This is a genomic window from Agromyces sp. GL_144 (genome assembly GCF_057834305.1).
Map to the genome: position 1 here is coordinate 774,910 of NZ_CM174399.1, position 16,540 is coordinate 791,449.

The window sequence follows — 16,540 nt, forward strand, 5'->3', positions numbered from 1 at the left end:
GTCCCGACCACCCGCCAACCCAACAGGAGGACACCACGACCATGCACACCACGAAACGCGGCGCGACGCGCCGCCGACGGCTCGGCGCCGCAACGGCGCTCGTCGTCGTCCCGATCATCACCTGCGGGCTGCTCGCCTCGGCGGCGCCGGCCGTCGCCGCCCCCGCTCCGGGCCCGGCGGAGCCGACCTTCCAGGACGGTCTCTCGCAGTCCGTCTTCACGACCGATCGCAACGCCTGGATCCGCCAGGAGGCGTGGGTCGAGAGCGAGGTCGACTCCGACCGCGACGGCAAGCCCGATCTCGTGCACATCGACGTGACCCGCACCCCCGAGACCGCAGCCGGCCTCGACGTGCCGGTCATCATGGAGATGAGCCCGTACTACGCCGGCGGCAGCGATGTCGGCAACTGGAACGTGGATCACGAGATCGGCGAGCCCCCGACGTCGAAGCCGGGCTTCCCGGCTCCGGCGGCCCCGCGCACGAGTCCGAAGATCTCGACCTCGCTCGAGGCGACCTGGGTGCCGCGCGGCTTCGCGATCGTGCACGCGGAGTCGCTCGGTTCCGGCTTCTCGGAGGGCTGCCCGACCTCGGGCGGCACGAACGAGTCGCTCGGAGGCAAGGCGGTCGTCGACTGGCTGAACGGCCGGGCGAAGGCGTACACGAGCACCGCGCGCTCCCAGGAGGTCTCGGCCGACTGGACGACCGGCAGCGTGGGCATGATCGGCACCTCGTACAACGGCACGCTGCCGATCGGCGTGGCGAGCACCGGGGTCGAGGGGCTCGATGCGATCGTCCCGGTGTCCGCGATCTCCGACTGGTACAACTACTACCGCGCGAACGGCGCGGTCCGTGCGCCGGGCGGGTACCAGGGCGAGGACCTCGACGTCCTGGCCGACTACGTGTACACGCGGGCGGACCAGGCGATCTGCCAGCCGGTCATCGACGAGCTGCGCGCCGAACAGGACCGTGCGACCGGTGATCGCAGCGACTTCTGGAAGGAGCGCGACTACCTCGCGAACGCCGACGACATCCACGCGGCGACGCTCGTGGCGCACGGTCTCAACGACTGGAACGTCATGACCAAGAACGCCTCCGACCTCTACGAGGCGCTCAAGGTTCGCGGCGTGCCGCACCAGATCTACCTGCACCAGGGCGGTCATGGCGGCAACCCGACCGACACGATGCTCAACCGCTGGTTCACCCGGTACCTCTACCAGGTGCCCAACGGCGTCGAAGACCTGCCGAAGGCCTACGTCGTCCGCGAGGACAAGGTGCTCACCGAGTACCCCGAGTGGCCGGACCCGGCTGCGGCCGACGTCTCGCTCGACCTCGGCTCGGCTTCCACGGCCAACACCGTCGGCGTGCTCGACTTCGGCGCCGACCGTTCGGGCCGTACGGAGTTCCTGATCGACGACGCGTCGAAGAAGGCGGCCGCCCTCGCCACGGCGGCGCAATCCGAGAACCGTCTCGCCTACCAGACGCGTGCGGTCTCGGAGGCGGTGCGCCTGTCGGGCACGCCGAGCGTCTCGCTCGAGCTGGCGGTCGACCGCGAGAAGGCGAACCTGACCGCGCTGCTCGTCGACTACAAGTCGAACGGCACGGCGACGATCGTCTCGCGCGGCTGGATGGACGTGCAGAATCGGGTCTCCGACTCGGTGACCGACCCGATCGAGCCCGGTGCGTTCGCCGAGTTCGAGTTCGACTTCGAGCCGAAGGACTACGTCTTCGCGGCCGGATCGAAGCTCGGCATCGTGGTCATGTCCTCCGACAACGAGTACACCGTGCGTCCCGCGGCGGGAACGCGCCTCACGGTGAACCCGGCGAAGTCGTCGGTCTCGCTGCCGATCGTCGGCGGCGCGGCGACGCTCGTCTCCGTGCTCGGTGCGAGCGGTCCCGGCATCGATCACCAGGTCATCACGACCGAGATCTCGGGCGGTGCGCTGTCGCTGTCGGTCTCGAGCGATGAGCCGGTCACCCTCGAGCCGGTCGCCCTCTCGGGCGTCGACCAGCGCACGACCGGCGCCCTGCACGACGTCGAGGTCCGCGACTCCCGCGGCACCGCGGCCGGCTGGGACCTGACGGCCCAGGTGTCGGACTTCACGAGCGGCACCGGCACGATCGTCGCCGACAACCTGGGATGGTCGCCGAAGGCGGCCACGGTGACGGGCGGACTCCCGACCCCCGACGGGCAGGAGGGCGCGGTCACGCCGGGCGCCTCGGCCGAACCCGGCGCGGGCATCGGGGAATCCGCTGCGATGTGCACCGCAGCGCGCGGCCAGAGCGCCGGCGCATTCAGCTGCGGGGCCGACCTCGTGCTCGGCATCCCGGGTTCGACGCGCCTCGGCACCTACGCGGGGGTGCTGACGCTCACGCTCATGTGATCGTCACGCTCGTGCGAGCACCGTGCGGGTCGGGGATGCCTCGGCTCGCACGGCGCCTCCGGTACGACGAAGGCCCGCCCATGGAGGACGGGCCTTCGTGCGTTCGACTGCGTGACCGGTGGTGCATGACCGGGGCTGCGTGACCGGGGCTCAGGCCTCGGCGATGCGCCGCAGCAGCTCGGCGAAGCCGCGCAGCTCGGCCTCGGAGTGATCGCGCAGCACGTCGCGCATGCGCTGCTGGTTGCCCTCGCGCACCTCGTTCACCCGCTCGATCGCCGCGGGCGTGGCGACGAGCACGCGCACGCGCCCGTCGCGCTCGTCCGGCCTGGTCTCGACGAGACCCAGCTCCTCGAGCACGCGCACCTGACGACTGACCACCGACTTGTCCATCTCGAACAGGTCGGCGAGCGCATGCGCGTTGGCCGAGCCGTGCCGCACGATCGTCGAGAGCAGCTTGTAGGCCGCGGGCTGCAGGTCGGGGTGGACCTTCTGCGCCGCTTCCTTCCAGATGAGGCGGGCCCGGTTGAAGAGCAGGCTCATCTGCTCCTCGACCTCGGCGATGGCCTCGTCGACGGGTGCGGATGCCTCGGTCACGATGGTCATGTTATCGGTCGCCGCCCGTGGCCGACGGGGTGGTCTCGGCGTCGGCCCCGCGCGGACGGGTTGCCGTCGCGGAACGCTCCGCCGCGGCATCCGCTTCGACCATCTCGATGGACGAGGTGACGGGCGAACCGATCTCGGCCTCGGCCAGGTCGATCGCGACCTGCTCGAACTCCTCCTTCAGCTGCTCGGCCGAGGTCTTGGTCGAGAGCGCCTTGTTCGGCAGGAACGCGATCGCGATCACGCTGAGCACCGCGAGGGGCACGGCGACCCAGAAGACATCGGCGATGCCGTTGCCGTACGCGTTCTCGATGATGACGCGGATGCCGTCGGGAAGCGCGGAGACGTGGGGGATGCCGCCGCCGGCGAGGCCCTTGAGCGCGTCGATCTCCTCAGGGGAGGTGGGCGTGTAGCTCTTCAGCCCCGACGTGATGTGCGTCGTGACCTGGGTGGCGAGCAGCGAGCCCATGATGGTGACGCCGATGGTTCCGGCGATCGTGCGGAAGAAGTTCACGTTCGAGCTCGCGGCACCCAGCTGCGAGGCGGGGGTGTCGTTCTGCACGACGAGCGTGAGGTTCTGCATGACCATGCCGAGGCCCGCGCCGAGGATGACCATGTAGACGCTGACCCACAGGTAGTCGGTGTCGTAGCTGAGCGTCGTCATGAGGTAGGAGCCGGCGACGACGAGCACGGACCCGAGGAGCATGAAGCGCTTCCACTTGCCGAACTTGCTGATGAGCGCGCCGATGATGATCGAGGCACCCATCTGGCCGACGATCATGGGGATCGTCATGAGGCCGGACTCGGTCGGTGTGGCGCCGCGCGCGAGCTGGAAGTACTGCGCGAGGAAGACGCTGGTCGCGAACATCGAGACGCCGATCGCGACCGAGGCGATCACGGCGAGGGTGAACGTGCGGTTCTTGAAGAGCGTCATCGGCACGATCGGCTCGGGCACGAAGAACTCGGTGATGACGAAGGCGATGATCGCGAGCGCCGAGACGCCGATCATGACGTAGCTGGTCATCGAGTCCCACTCGAACTCGCTGCCGCCGAGCGACACCCAGACGAGCAGCAGTGAGACGCCGACGGCGAGCAGCACGATGCCGAGGTAGTCGATCTTCACGGCGCGCTTCGGCATGGGGGGCAGGTGCAGGGTGCGCGAGATGACGATGAGCGCGATGATCGCGAGCGGCACCGGCAGGAAGAAGTTGGCGCGCCAGCCCCAGGCGTCGGTGATGACGCCGCCGAGCAGCGGCCCGCCGATGGTCGCGACGGCCATGATGCCGCCGACGAAGCCCATGTACTTGCCGCGCTCGCGCGGCGAGATGATGACGGCGATGAGGATCATGACGAGCGACATGAGGCCGCCCGCGCCGAGGCCCTGGATCACGCGCACGGCGATGAGGGTCGTGGTGTCCTGGGCGAAGCCGGCGATCGCGGTGCCGACGACGAACAGGCCGATCGCCGCCATGAGCAGCGCCTTGCGATTGACCAGGTCGGCGAGCTTGCCCCAGATCGGGGTCGAGACGGCCATGGCGAGCAGGCTCGCGGTGATGACCCAGGTGTAGGCGGTCTGGTCGCCGCCGAGGTCGGCGATGATGAGCGGCATCGAGGTCGAGACGACCGTGCCCGAGATGACGGCGACGAACATCGCCACGACGAGGCCGGAGATCGCGATGATCACCTCGCGCGGGGTGCGTTGCTCCGAAGAGGCCGCGGCGGCGGGTACGGCCCCGGTCGCGGGCTTGTCTGACACAGAAGTCAAGGTCGGTTCCTTACGAGTTGCGTGCGTAGCGTGGTCGCTAGATCGTTGATATTCAACAACTATATGTTTTTGGTTGCACTGAGTCAACTTTGGACCTGGGTCAACTATTCCCGTGATCCGGGAAAGATCTGCGGATGTCTCGAGCCGGCGTCGCTCGCGCGTGCACGCCGCGTGAGTCTTCCGGATTCGGAGATTCGGCGACGCGCCGTCGTTCTTGCCTGGAGGTCGCGGCGGTCGCCGGAAGTCCGAATCGAGCAGACGGGGCCGGCCCGATTTGGCCGCGCACGCGGCATCCGGTAATGTGTCCCGAAGCCGAAGACCGCTGGTTGTCGTGCGCATCGAGAGATATGCCGACCGAAGTCTTGCGAAAGCAAGGGCCCGCGCAGGTGTGACGAAGACTTTCCGATGAGAATCGGGCCGGGCTCCGCGCAACTGCGCCGGAGCTTTTTTGTTGCCCGCACGACCTCGCCCCCGCGATCAGACGCCGTGCATCGCCACCGTGATGCACGAAGAAGACATCTAGGAGTGGCCATGGCGAACAAGGAAGCCTCGGTTGCCGAACTCACGAACCTGTTCGAGAGCTCCGCTGCCGTTCTGCTGACCGAATACCGCGGCCTGACGGTTGCCCAGCTCAAGCACCTGCGCAACAGCATCCGTCAGGACGCGAGCTACGCCGTGGTGAAGAACACGCTGACCAAGATCGCCGCGAACAACGCGGGGATCTCGACGCTGGACGACGACCTCACCGGTCCGTCCGCCGTCGCCTTCGTGCACGGCGACTTCGTCGCCACCGCCAAGGCCGTTCGTGACTTCGCCAAGGCGAACCCGAATCTTGTGATCAAGGGCGGCGTCTTCGAGGGCAAGACCCTCAACGCCGACGAGGTCAACAAGTACGCCTCGCTCGAGAGCCGTGAGGTTCTGCTTGCGAAGGCGGCGGGAATGATGAAGGCGACGATGGGCAAGGCTGCCGCCACCATCGACGCGCTTCGCGAAAAGCTGGAGACCGCCGAGGCCGCGTAAGCGCCCGACGATCTCGTTCTACACAAACCGAAAATCTAGGAGATACATCATGGCGAAGCTCACCACTGAAGAGCTGCTCGAGCAGTTTGCCGGTCTGACGCTTGTCGAGCTCAGCGAGTTCGTGAAGGCGTTCGAGGAGAAGTTCGAGGTCACCGCGGCCGCCCCCGTCGCCGTCGCAGGCGCCGCCGGTGCCGGTGCCGGTGCCGAAGAGGTCGAGGAGAAGGACTCCTTCGACGTCATCCTCGAGGCTGCAGGCGACAAGAAGATCCAGGTCATCAAGACCGTCCGCGAGCTCACCTCGCTCGGTCTCGGCGAGGCCAAGGCCGTCGTCGACGGTGCTCCCAAGGCCGTGCTCGAGGGCGCGAACAAGGAAGCCGCCGAGAAGGCCAAGGAGGCCCTCGAGGCCGCCGGCGCCACCGTCACCCTCAAGTAGTCGTCGCCCTCGCGAGAGGGTCGCTGCATGAGGTGGCTCGCGTCACCTGAATGACACGGATGCCCCGTGGCTCGGCATGAGCCACGGGGCATCCGTCGTTCTCGCCGCCGCGCGGCAGTTACATAGCCAAGCTATGTATACTGGAGGCATGCCTCAGCAAGACCTCCGCACCGTGCTCGGCGACCTCGTCGCCGTGAACAGCCGACTCACCCGCCTGGCGGCCTCCGCCAGCGGCAACACCGAGTCGCCCGCCATCTGGCGTACGATCGCCGTGCTCCGCGACCTCGGGCCGATGCGCCTCGGCGAGCTCGCCCGCGTCAGCCGGGTCAGCCAGCCCACGATGACGAAGCTCGTGCACACGCTCGACGAGCGCGGCTGGGTGCGGCGCATCGCCGATGCCGGCGACGCGCGCGCCTGGCTCATCTCGGCCGATCCGAGCGGCATCGCGGCGCTGACCGCGTGGCGCGACGAGATCGCCACGGTGCTCGAGCCCACGTTCGACGACCTCACCGACGACGAGATCGACACGCTCGCGGCATCCGTCGAGATCGTGCGCGCCCGACTCGAGCGCGCACGCGCCGCGATGCAGACCGGCGACGTCGCGTGAGCGCCGGGCACGCGGCATCCGGGTCGATCCTGAAGCAGCCGAAGGCCGTCTGGGCCGTCGCGTTCGCGAGCGTCATCGCGTTCATGGGCATCGGCCTGGTCGACCCGATCCTCCCGGCCATCGCCGAGAGCCTGCAGGCGACCCCCACCGAGACCGAGATGCTCTTCACGAGCTACCTGCTCGTGACGGGTCTCGCGATGCTCGGCACGAGCTACATCTCGAGCCGCATCGGTGCCAAGAAGACCCTGCTCATCGGGCTCGCCATCATCGTGGTGTTCGCGGCCGCCGCCGGCCTCTCGCAGAACGTGGAGTCGATCATCGGCTTCCGCGCGGGCTGGGGCCTCGGCAACGCGCTCTTCATCTCGACCGCGCTCGCGACCATCGTGGGCGCCGCGTCGGGCGGGTCTGGTGCGGCGATCATCCTCTACGAGGCCGCGCTCGGGCTCGGCATCGCGATCGGCCCGCTGCTCGGCGGACTGCTCGGCCACCTCAGCTGGCGGGGTCCGTTCTTCGGCACCGCCGTGCTCATGGCCATCGGCTTCATCGCCATCGTCGTGCTGCTGAAGGGCGCCCCCGACGACCCGAAGCCCGAGCCGACGAGGCTCTCGGCGCCCATCCGCGCGCTCGGGCAGCCCGCCCTCGCGGTGCTCGCCGCCGCGGCGCTGTTCTACAACATCGGCTTCTTCGTGCTGCTGGCCTACTCGCCGTTCCCGCTCGGCTTCGACGCGCTCGGCCTCGGCTTCACGTTCTTCGGATGGGGCGTCGCGCTCGCGATCACGTCGGTCTTCGTCGCACCACTGCTGACCGCGCGGATGCCGCGAACGGTCGTGCTGCGCATCGCGTTGCCGCTCCTGGCCGTCGTGCTGGTCGCGGCCGGCCTCTCGATCGACTCGCCGACCTGGCTCGTGGTCTGGATCATCGTCGGCGGACTCGTGCTCGGCGTGCTGAACACCGTGCTCACCGAGTGCGTCATGGAGGCGACCGACCTGCAGCGTTCGGTGGCCTCGAGCGCCTACTCGGCCGTGCGCTTCCTGGGCGGCGCCGCGGCGCCGCCCGCCGCGGCCGAGCTCGCACGCCTCATCTCGCCCCAGGCGCCGTACTACGCGGCCGCCGGCTCGGTGCTCGTCGCGACGCTCATCATCGTCATCGGCCACCGCGTCCTGAAGCGGGTCGACGGCTCGGCCGAGCCGGCACTCGTCGAGGCCGAGGCGATCGCGGTCGGCGACGCGGCGTAGGCGCCGACGCTCGCCCGGCGTCCGGCGTCCGGCGCGCGGCTCAGCCGGTCGCGCGCGCGGTGCTCCCGCGCACCACGAGTCGCGTCGCCAGCGGGGCGCCCGAGTCGGGCAACGGATCGGCCCTGGTGTCGTCGCCGAGCATGCGCAGCGCGACCTCGACCGCGAGCCGGCCCTGCTCGGCCGGGGTCTGCGCGATGGTCGTCAGGTCGAAGAGTGCAGCGTGCTCGTGATCGTCGATGCCGATCACCGAGAGGTCGCGCGGGATCGACAGCCCGAGCCGTTCGGCCGCGCGGATCACGCCGAACGCGATCTCGTCGGTCGCCGCGAACACCGCCGTCGGGCGATGCGCCGGATGCCCGAGCAGCTGCAGTCCGGCCTCGAAGCCGCCCGGCATGCTCATCTCGGTCTCGATCACGACCGGTTCGATCGGGTCCGAGGATCCGGCACCCGAGCCGGCCGCCGGGCCGGCCGCCTCGATCGCGTCCCGGAAGCCGGCCGCGCGCAATCCCGCAACGCCGGCCGGATGCAGCGTGGCGCCGGCGCCCGCGAGGTGGGCGATGCGCGTGTGACCCAGGTGCAGCAGGTGCTCGGTCGCGAGCAGTCCGACGGCGCGGTCGTCGATCGAGAGCCGTGCGGATGCCTCGCCGCTGCCGCCGATGCACACGATGGGCTTCTCGCGCCGCTCGAGCCCGCGCACCTCGCCCTCGGTCAGGTCGACCGCGATGACGATGACGGCGTCGACGCGCTTGCGGGCGAGGAAGAAGTCGAAGACCCGTGCACGGGCCGGACCCGACACGGGGAGGTTGTAGAGGGTGAGGTCGTAGCCGGCTCCGAGGAGCGTGCGCTCGATGCCCTCGAGCATCTCGCCGAAGAACCAGCTGTTCACGAAGGGGATGACCACGCCCACGTTCTTCGTGCGACCGGTGACGAGGCTCGCGGCATCCGGAGAGGCGATGTAGCCGATCTCTGAGGCCGCCTGCACGACCCGCAGGCGGGTCTGCTCGGCCACCTGGCCCCGACCCGACAGCGCCCGCGAGGCGGTCGCCTTCGACACGCCCGCGAGTCGGGCGACATCGCTGATGGCGGGCATCGCGCCTCCTCCGTCGGGCAGCATCCGTACCCGATGGTACCGGGCGCCCGACCTTCGATGGAACCGGTTCCGGCGCGGCGCGAGCGGCGCCGAGACCGGCGGGAGAGCGTTCTCAACCGGCATCCGGGCCGCTCCGGCATGTGGCCGGATCGTGATCGCGAACGGGTTGTGCGCCCTCGCGCACGTCCCCTAGCGTTGACGATGGAACCGGTTCCGGCTCCGTCTGCGTCATATTCGGTACTCAATGAGGAGATGACATGAGAAACACACGGCATCGTCGATGGACGGCGTCGATCGTGGCGGCCGCAGCACTGGGCCTCACGCTCTCGGCCTGCACGGGTGACATCGCGAACGAAGACGCCGGCGACGTCGATTGCGCCGACTACGAGGCGTACGGCACGTTCGACGGCGCCGAGGTCACGGTCGCGGGCACGATCCTCGACCTCGAGGCCGACCGTCTCGACCAGTCGTGGTCCGACTTCGAGACCTGCACCGGCATCTCGGTCGAGTACCAGGGCTCCAGCGAGTTCGAGGCCCAGATCGCCGTGCTCGCCGAGGGCGGCAACGCCCCCGACGTCGGCATCGTGCCCCAGCCCGGCCTGCTCGCCCGACTCGCCGTCGGCGGCTGGCTGATCCCGGCATCCGCAGACGTCGAGGCCAATGTCGACGAGTTCTGGTCCGAGGACTGGAAGCAGTACGGCACCTACGACGGCACGTTCTACGCCGCGCCGCTCATGGCCAGCATCAAGGGCTACGTCTGGTACTCGCCGGCCGAGTTCGAGGAGAAGGGCTACGAGATCCCGAAGACCCTCGACGAGCTGACCGAGCTCTCCGAGACGATCGCGGCCGAGGGCGACCACAAGCCGTGGTGCGTCGGCCTCGAGTCCGGTGACGCGACCGGCTGGCCCGGCACCGACTGGGTCGAGGACTACATGCTGCGCCTGAACGGGCCCGACGCCTACGACCAGTGGGTGACGCACGAGATCCCGTTCAACGACCCGCAGGTCGCGGCGGCGTTCGACGCGGTCGGCGGCTACCTCAAGAACGAGGACATGGTCAACGGCGGCATCGGCAACGTGTCCACCCAGGTCACCGAGGCGTTCCAGACCGCCGGCCTGCCGATCCTCGACGGCGAGTGCTCGCTGCACCACCAGGCCTCGTTCTACGAGACCTTCTGGAACCCCGAGGGCGGCGACGACGTGAAGGTCGCCTCCGACGGCGACGTGTTCGGCTTCCTGCTCCCGCCCGCCAGCGCCGACGACCCGCTGTCGGTCACCGGTGGCGGCGAGTTCCCGGTCGCCTTCCGCGATGCCCCTGAGGTCGAGGCGTTCCGCACCTACCTCTCCAGCGACACGTGGGCCAACAACCGCGTCAGCCTCGGCGGCGTGATCAGCGCCAACACGGGCGTCGACCCTGCGAACGCGTCGAGCGAGCTGCTCGAGCAGTCGATCGAGATCCTCCAGGATCCCGAGACGACGTTCCGCTTCGACGGGTCCGACCTGATGCCGGGCGCCGTCGGCGCCGACTCCTTCTGGAAGGGCATCGTGTCGTGGGTCGGTGGCGAGAGCACCTCGCAGGTGCTCGACACCATCGAGTCCTCCTGGCCGACGAGCTGATCGTCCTCGTGTCGCGCCCGAGGCAACGCGGGCGTACGGCATAGTCGAGGGGTGGGGTTCGGAGAACCCCGCCCCTCGGCACCCCAGCTCCAACGATGGCTGTATTCGACGACGAATCCAGGAGGCGCGATGACCACGGCCGATCTGCTCGGCAAGATCCTGCAGGTGGTGATGGGGCTCGCCGTGTTCGCGGCGATCGTCGGCCTCCTCATCTTCTTCATCGACAAGGCGCCCAAGAAGGGGCGCGACTACTGGCAGCTGGCGGGCTTCCTGCTGCCCGCGATGCTCTTCCTCGCGGTCGGGCTGGTCTACCCCGCGATCCGCACGAGCTTCCTCGCGTTCCAGAACAACGCCGGCGACTGGACGCTCGACAACTTCGTCTGGATGTTCACGCAGCCTGCCGCCATCCGCACGCTGATCAACACCGTCATCTGGGTCGCGCTCGTGCCGGTCATCTCGACCGCGATCGGCCTCGCGTACGCCGTGTTCATCGACCGGTCGCGCGGCGAGAAGTACTACAAGGTGATCCTGTTCATGCCGATCGCCATCTCGTTCGTCGGGGCGAGCGTCATCTGGCGCTTCGTCTACGAGTACCGCTCGGGCGATCGCGAGCAGATCGGCCTCCTGAACGCGATCGTCGTCGCCTTCGGCGGCGAACCCGTGCAGTGGCTGCAGACCGACCCGATCAACACGATCCTGCTGATCGCCATCATGATCTGGATCCAGACCGGATTCGCGATGGTGCTGCTGAGCGCGGCCATCAAGGGCGTGCCGACCGAGCAGATCGAGGCGGCCCAGCTCGACGGCACCAACGCCTGGCAGCGGTTCAGGAACGTGACGGTGCCGGGCATCAGAGGCTCGCTGGTGGTGGTGTTCACGACGATCTCGATCGCGACGCTGAAGGTCTTCGACATCGTGCGAACGATGACCGCCGGAAACTTCAACACCAGCGTGGTCGCGAACGAGATGTACACGCAGGCGTTCCGGGCGAGCGAGGTCGGGCGCGGGTCGGCCCTCGCGCTCATCCTGTTCCTGATGGTGATGCCGATCATCATCTACAACGTGAACGTGCTTCGCAAGCAGAGGGAGATCCGATGAGCAGCGTCGCCCCATCCGGACTCCCGATCGACGAGGAGCTCGCCCGCGGCGAGGCCGCCGAGGTCGCCGAGCACGAGCCGCCCACGAAGGCCGGGCGGGTCAAGAAGCGGCTCACCTCGCGCACGGCGACGATCGCGTCGATCGTCATCGCCGTGCTCTGGACGATCCCGACGTTCGGCCTGCTGATCTCCTCGTTCCGCCCCGCGGAGCTCATCCGCACCACGGGCTGGTGGACGATCTTCCAGAACCCGGGCTTCACGCTCGACAACTACGCCGGCGTGCTCTTCTCGACCTCGCAGTCGTCGCCGCAGCTCGGCGCCTACATCGTCAACTCGATCGCGATCACCCTGCTCGGCACGCTGATCACGCTGGTCTTCGCGGCCATGGCGGCCTACGCGTTCGCGTGGATCAGGTTCAAGTGGGTCAACTGGCTGTTCATCTTCGTGTTCGCCCTGCAGATCATCCCGTTGCAGATGTCGCTCGTGCCGCTGCTGCAGATCTTCTCGACCGTGCTGCGCCCGATGCAGGCCTGGCTGCACGACGTCGTGCCGATCATCCCCGAGCAGAACTACCTGCCGCTGTGGCTCGCGCACGCGATGTTCGGCCTGCCGCTCGCGATCTTCCTGCTGCACAACTTCATCTCCGACATCCCGGCCGACGTCATCGAGGCGGCCAAGGTCGACGGCGCGACGCACGGGCAGATCTTCTTCCGCATCGTGCTGCCGCTCGCCACGCCGGCGCTGGCCTCGTTCGCGATCTTCCAGTTCATCTGGGTCTGGAACGACCTGCTCGTCGCCCTCATCTTCTCGGGCGGCACCCAAGACGTCGCGCCGATCACGCAGCGATTGGCGGAGCTGGTCGGCACCAGGGGACAGGACTGGCAGCTGCTCACCGCGGCCGCCTTCATCTCGATCATCATCCCGCTGATCGTGTTCTTCAGCCTGCAGCGCTACTTCGTGCGCGGACTTCTCGCGGGGGCGACCAAGGGGTAGGTCGCCGCGAGTGGGGGAACGGATGCCGCGGGCTGGGGGCCTGCGGCATCCGCTCGCGTGCAGGGCGGGGTCGGCCGCACCGTCGCAGGCCGGACGTAGGGTTGGCCCATGAGCATGCATGGAGGAGGCGGCGGCGCGCCCGGCGGGCAGAGCGGCCGCATGGGCAAGCCGCGCACCCGCATCTCGGCGGCAGACGAGTCCGCGCAGAAGGCCGAGAACGCCGCGGCGCCCGTCATCCCGAACCTGCTCGGCCGCATCGCGGAGCTGTTCTCGCCGCACCGAGCGGCGCTGAGCCTCACGATCGTGCTCGTGCTGATCGCCGCGGGGCTCAGCGTCATCCCGCCGCTGCTCACCCAGCGCGCGTTCGACGACGGGCTCTTCCCGGTCGATCCGACCGAGCCCGGCCAGGTCATGCCGCCGAACCTGCCCGTGCTCGCGTGGGTCGTCGGCGCCATGATCGCCGTCTACATCGTCTCGGCGCTGCTCGCGGTGTGGCAGACGTGGCTCACCTCGACGATCGGCAACAGGGTCATGGGCGCGCTGCGCGTGCGCATGTTCACGCATCTGCAGTCGATGGAGCTGAGCTTCTTCACGCGGACCAAGACCGGGGTCATCCAGTCGCGCCTGCAGAACGACGTCGGCGGCGTAGCGAGCGTGCTCACGAACACGGTGTCGAGCGTGCTCGGCAACACCGTGACCGTGATCTCGGCGTTCATCGCCATGTGGCTGCTGAACTGGCAGCTGACCCTCGTGGCGATCGTGCTCATGCCGTTCATGGTCATCGCGCAGCGCCAGGTGGGCAAGGTGCGCGCCCGCATCGCGGGGCAGACGCAGGAGTCGCTCTCCGAGATGACCGCGATCACCCAAGAGACGCTGAGCGTCTCGGGCATCCTGCTGTCGAAGTCGTTCACGAGGCAGCAGAACGAGATCGACCGCTACGCCGACGAGAACCGCAACCAGATCCGCCTGCAGGTGCGACAGCAGATGACGGGCCAGTGGTTCTTCGCGATGGTCAACATCTTCATGTCCTCGATCCCGGCGATCGTCTACCTGGTCGCCGGCCTGCTCATCGGCGGCGGCGCTGCGGATGTCACGGCCGGAACGATCGTCGCGTTCACGACCGTGCAGGCGCGACTGCTCTTCCCGCTCATGGCGCTCATGCGCGTCTCGCTCGACCTGCAGACCTCGAGCGCCCTGTTCGCGCGCATCTTCGAGTACCTCGACCTGAGACCCACCATCACCGATGCGCCCGACGCCCGCGACGTGGCATCCGGCACCGAGCTCGGCAGGGTCGAGTTCGACGACGTGACCTTCCGGTACCCCGATGCGACCGATGACACGGTGCCCACGCTCGACGGCGTGAGCTTCACGATCGAGCCGGGGCAGTACGCGGCGTTCGTCGGTCCGTCGGGGGCCGGCAAGACGACGGTCTCCTACCTCGTGCCGCGCCTGTACGAGGTCACCGGGGGCGCGGTGCGGTTCGCGGGCGACGACGTGCGCGAACTGCGACAGGCCTCGCTCGTGGGCAGCATCGGCATCGTGAGCCAGGAGACGTACCTCTTCCACGCGACGATCGCCGAGAACCTCCGCTACGCGAAGCCCGATGCGACGCAGGACGAACTCGAGGCCGCGGCGCGTTCGGCCAACATCCACGAGACGATCATGTCCTTCCCCGACGGTTACGACACGACCGTTGGCGAGCGCGGCTACCGGCTCTCCGGCGGCGAGAAGCAGCGCATCGCGATCGCGCGCGTGCTGCTCAAGGACCCGCCCGTGCTCGTGCTCGACGAGGCCACGAGCGCGCTCGACACGATCTCCGAGCGGGTCGTGCAGCAGGCCCTCGACGACGCCGCGCGCGGCCGAACGACCATCGCGATCGCGCACCGCCTGTCGACGGTGGTCGCGGCCGACGTCATCTTCGTGGTCGTCGCCGGGCGCATCGTCGAGCAGGGCGCGCATGCCGAGCTCATCGCCGCCGGCGGCGTCTACGCGTCGCTGTACCGGCAGCAGGAGCACGCGCCCGTGATGGCGGCGCCCGCCGAGGGCTGAGCACACGGGGCGCGCGACGCGCGACCGTCAACCCCTGCGCCGCCCCGAGGGTTGGCGATAGGCTCGCCCTACGGCCGAGGGGAAGCGCCGATGGCGGCGAAGAGGGGGGCTCCATGAGCGACGGGTCTGCGGAGCAGAAGCTGCCCAAGAACGTCAATGCGAAGGTCATCGGGCTCGCTGCGGCGGGCGCCGTCGGCGGGTTCCTGTTCGGCTTCGACTCGTCGGTCGTCAACGGCGCGGTCGACGCGATCCAAGACGAGTTCGCGCTGTCGGCGGCGGTGACCGGGTTCGCGGTGGCGAGCGCACTGCTCGGCTGCGCCATCGGCGCGGAGGTCGGCGGCCGCCTGGCCGACCGGTTCGGCCGCATCCCCGTGATGATCATCGGCGCGGTGCTCTTCCTCGTCTCCTCGCTCGGCGCGGGCTTCGCGTTCGGCGTCGTGGACCTCATCGTCTGGCGCGTGCTCGGCGGCATGGGCATCGGCATCGCCTCGGTCGTGGCTCCGGCCTACATCGCCGAGATCTCGCCGAAGGCCATCCGCGGTCGGCTGGCCTCGCTGCAGCAGCTCGCGATCGTGTTCGGCATCTTCGCGGCGCTGCTCTCCGACGCGCTGTTCGCCGCCGCGGCCGGGGGCGCCGACCAGCCGTTCTGGTTCGGGCTCGAAGCCTGGCGGTGGATGTTCATCGCCTGCGCCGTGCCGTCGATCGTCTACGGCGTGATCGCGCTCGTGCTTCCGGAGTCGCCGAGGTTCCTCGTCAAGGCGGGTCGCGAGAAGCAGGCCGAAGAGGTGCTGGAGCGCATCGGCACGGCCGATCCGGCCGAGGCCGTCGCCGACATCACGGGCTCGCTGCACAAGGACGAGGCGGCCGAGGCCTCCGGCACCCTGCGCGGGCCGGTGCTCGGGCTCAAGGGCATCGTCTGGATCGGCATCCTGCTGTCGGTGTTCCAGCAGTTCGTCGGCATCAACGTGATCTTCTACTACTCGACGACGCTCTGGAAGGCGGTCGGGTTCGACGAGTCGGACTCGTTCACGATCAGCGTGCTCACCTCGGTGACGAACATCGTCGTGACGTTCATCGCGATCGCCCTGGTCGACAAGGTCGGCCGCCGGCCACTGCTGCTCATCGGCTCAACGGGCATGGCCGTGACGCTCACCACGATGGCGATCGCGTTCGCCAACTCGGTGACCGTCGACGGCGAGGTGAGCCTTCCCGGCGCCTGGGGGCCGATCGCGCTCATCGCGGCGAACCTGTTCGTCGTCTCGTTCGGGTTCTCGTGGGGCCCGCTCGTCTGGGTGCTGCTCGGCGAGATCTTCCCGAACAGCATCCGCGGCCGCGCCCTCGGCCTCGCCGCGGCGGCCCAGTGGATCGCGAACTTCCTCGTCACGGTCTCGTTCCCGCCGATGTCGGAGTTCTCGCTGTTCTGGACCTACGCCATGTACGCCGCGTTCGCGGTGCTCTCCTTCCTCTTCGTGCTCGCGAAGGTGCCGGAGACCAAGGGCATGGCGCTCGAGGACTCCGAGTCGGTCTTCGCCGCCGGAACCGCTCGCGACCAACGTCGTCGCGCGAACCAGGCCGCCTCAGGATAGGGTGGTCCCGTGCTGTTCACGTGCCGCTGTTGTCGTCGCCACCCGCGACCATGACCATTCGCGCCCTG

At 68.8% G+C, this 16,540-nt stretch carries 13 protein-coding genes; 10 read left to right on the plus strand and 3 right to left on the minus strand.

What is annotated here, in order from left to right; genetic code table 11:
* Nucleotides 1–41 precede the first annotated feature (41 nt).
* Nucleotides 42–2,381 carry a Xaa-Pro dipeptidyl-peptidase gene (locus AC3IPY_RS03390; protein WP_489186688.1) on the plus strand — a complete coding sequence of 780 codons (2,340 nt, stop codon included), beginning with the start codon at nucleotides 42–44 and terminating at the stop codon, nucleotides 2,379–2,381.
* 150 nt (nucleotides 2,382–2,531) lie between these two features.
* Here AC3IPY_RS03390 and AC3IPY_RS03395 read toward each other — a convergent pair whose 3' ends face one another.
* Together AC3IPY_RS03395 and AC3IPY_RS03400 are read right to left on the minus strand one after the other, a co-directional pair.
* Nucleotides 2,532–2,984: a MarR family winged helix-turn-helix transcriptional regulator gene (locus AC3IPY_RS03395; protein WP_489186689.1), complete on the minus strand. Its 453-nt coding sequence runs from the start codon at nucleotides 2,982–2,984 to the stop codon at nucleotides 2,532–2,534.
* Between the two features lies 1 nt (nucleotide 2,985).
* Complete coding sequence (locus tag AC3IPY_RS03400; protein ID WP_489188428.1) at nucleotides 2,986–4,632, minus strand: MDR family MFS transporter; 1,647 nt, start codon at nucleotides 4,630–4,632, stop codon at nucleotides 2,986–2,988.
* A 645-nt stretch (nucleotides 4,633–5,277) separates the two neighbouring features.
* Between AC3IPY_RS03400 and rplJ the strand changes: the two genes are divergently transcribed.
* The 4 genes from rplJ (at nucleotide 5,278) to AC3IPY_RS03420 (ending at nucleotide 8,041) form a co-directional block, all read left to right on the plus strand.
* Nucleotides 5,278–5,766 (plus strand): 50S ribosomal protein L10, encoded by a 489-nt coding sequence (gene rplJ / locus AC3IPY_RS03405; protein WP_489186691.1) that lies wholly within the window; start codon nucleotides 5,278–5,280, stop codon nucleotides 5,764–5,766.
* 49 nt (nucleotides 5,767–5,815) lie between these two features.
* Nucleotides 5,816–6,199 (plus strand): 50S ribosomal protein L7/L12, encoded by a 384-nt coding sequence (gene rplL, locus AC3IPY_RS03410; RefSeq protein ID WP_157425994.1) that lies wholly within the window; start codon nucleotides 5,816–5,818, stop codon nucleotides 6,197–6,199.
* Nucleotides 6,200–6,347: 148 nt separating this feature from the next.
* Nucleotides 6,348–6,806: a MarR family winged helix-turn-helix transcriptional regulator gene (locus AC3IPY_RS03415; protein ID WP_489186692.1), complete on the plus strand. Its 459-nt coding sequence runs from the start codon at nucleotides 6,348–6,350 to the stop codon at nucleotides 6,804–6,806.
* The gene (locus AC3IPY_RS03420; protein WP_489186693.1) at nucleotides 6,803–8,041 is read left to right on the plus strand and encodes an MFS transporter; all 1,239 of its coding nucleotides are present in this window, start codon (nucleotides 6,803–6,805) and stop codon (nucleotides 8,039–8,041) included. Before AC3IPY_RS03415 ends, AC3IPY_RS03420 begins: the two co-directional genes overlap by 4 nt.
* Before the next feature lie 40 nt (nucleotides 8,042–8,081).
* On the opposite strand, the gene AC3IPY_RS03425 is transcribed toward AC3IPY_RS03420, so the two are convergent.
* On the minus strand, nucleotides 8,082–9,131 hold the full coding sequence (locus AC3IPY_RS03425) for a LacI family DNA-binding transcriptional regulator (protein ID WP_489186695.1): 1,050 nt from the start codon (nucleotides 9,129–9,131) through the stop codon (nucleotides 8,082–8,084).
* A gap of 257 nt (nucleotides 9,132–9,388) precedes the next feature.
* Here AC3IPY_RS03425 and AC3IPY_RS03430 point away from each other — a divergent pair, with 257 nt between their 5' ends.
* From AC3IPY_RS03430 to AC3IPY_RS03450, 5 genes are all read left to right on the plus strand, one after another.
* Complete coding sequence (locus AC3IPY_RS03430) at nucleotides 9,389–10,747, plus strand: ABC transporter substrate-binding protein (RefSeq protein WP_489186696.1); 1,359 nt, start codon at nucleotides 9,389–9,391, stop codon at nucleotides 10,745–10,747.
* 129 nt (nucleotides 10,748–10,876) lie between these two features.
* Nucleotides 10,877–11,845 (plus strand): carbohydrate ABC transporter permease, encoded by a 969-nt coding sequence (locus AC3IPY_RS03435; protein ID WP_489186697.1) that lies wholly within the window; start codon nucleotides 10,877–10,879, stop codon nucleotides 11,843–11,845.
* Nucleotides 11,842–12,837 (plus strand): carbohydrate ABC transporter permease, encoded by a 996-nt coding sequence (locus AC3IPY_RS03440; protein WP_489186698.1) that lies wholly within the window; start codon nucleotides 11,842–11,844, stop codon nucleotides 12,835–12,837. The genes AC3IPY_RS03435 and AC3IPY_RS03440 overlap by 4 nt, the downstream gene beginning before the upstream one ends.
* Before the next feature lie 108 nt (nucleotides 12,838–12,945).
* Nucleotides 12,946–14,886, plus strand: a complete 1,941-nt coding sequence (locus AC3IPY_RS03445; RefSeq protein ID WP_489186699.1) for an ABC transporter ATP-binding protein — start codon at nucleotides 12,946–12,948, stop codon at nucleotides 14,884–14,886.
* Nucleotides 14,887–14,999: 113 nt separating this feature from the next.
* A complete protein-coding gene (locus AC3IPY_RS03450) occupies nucleotides 15,000–16,472 on the plus strand; it encodes a sugar porter family MFS transporter (protein WP_489186700.1) in 1,473 nt (490 codons plus the stop codon).
* Nucleotides 16,473–16,540 lie beyond the last annotated feature (68 nt).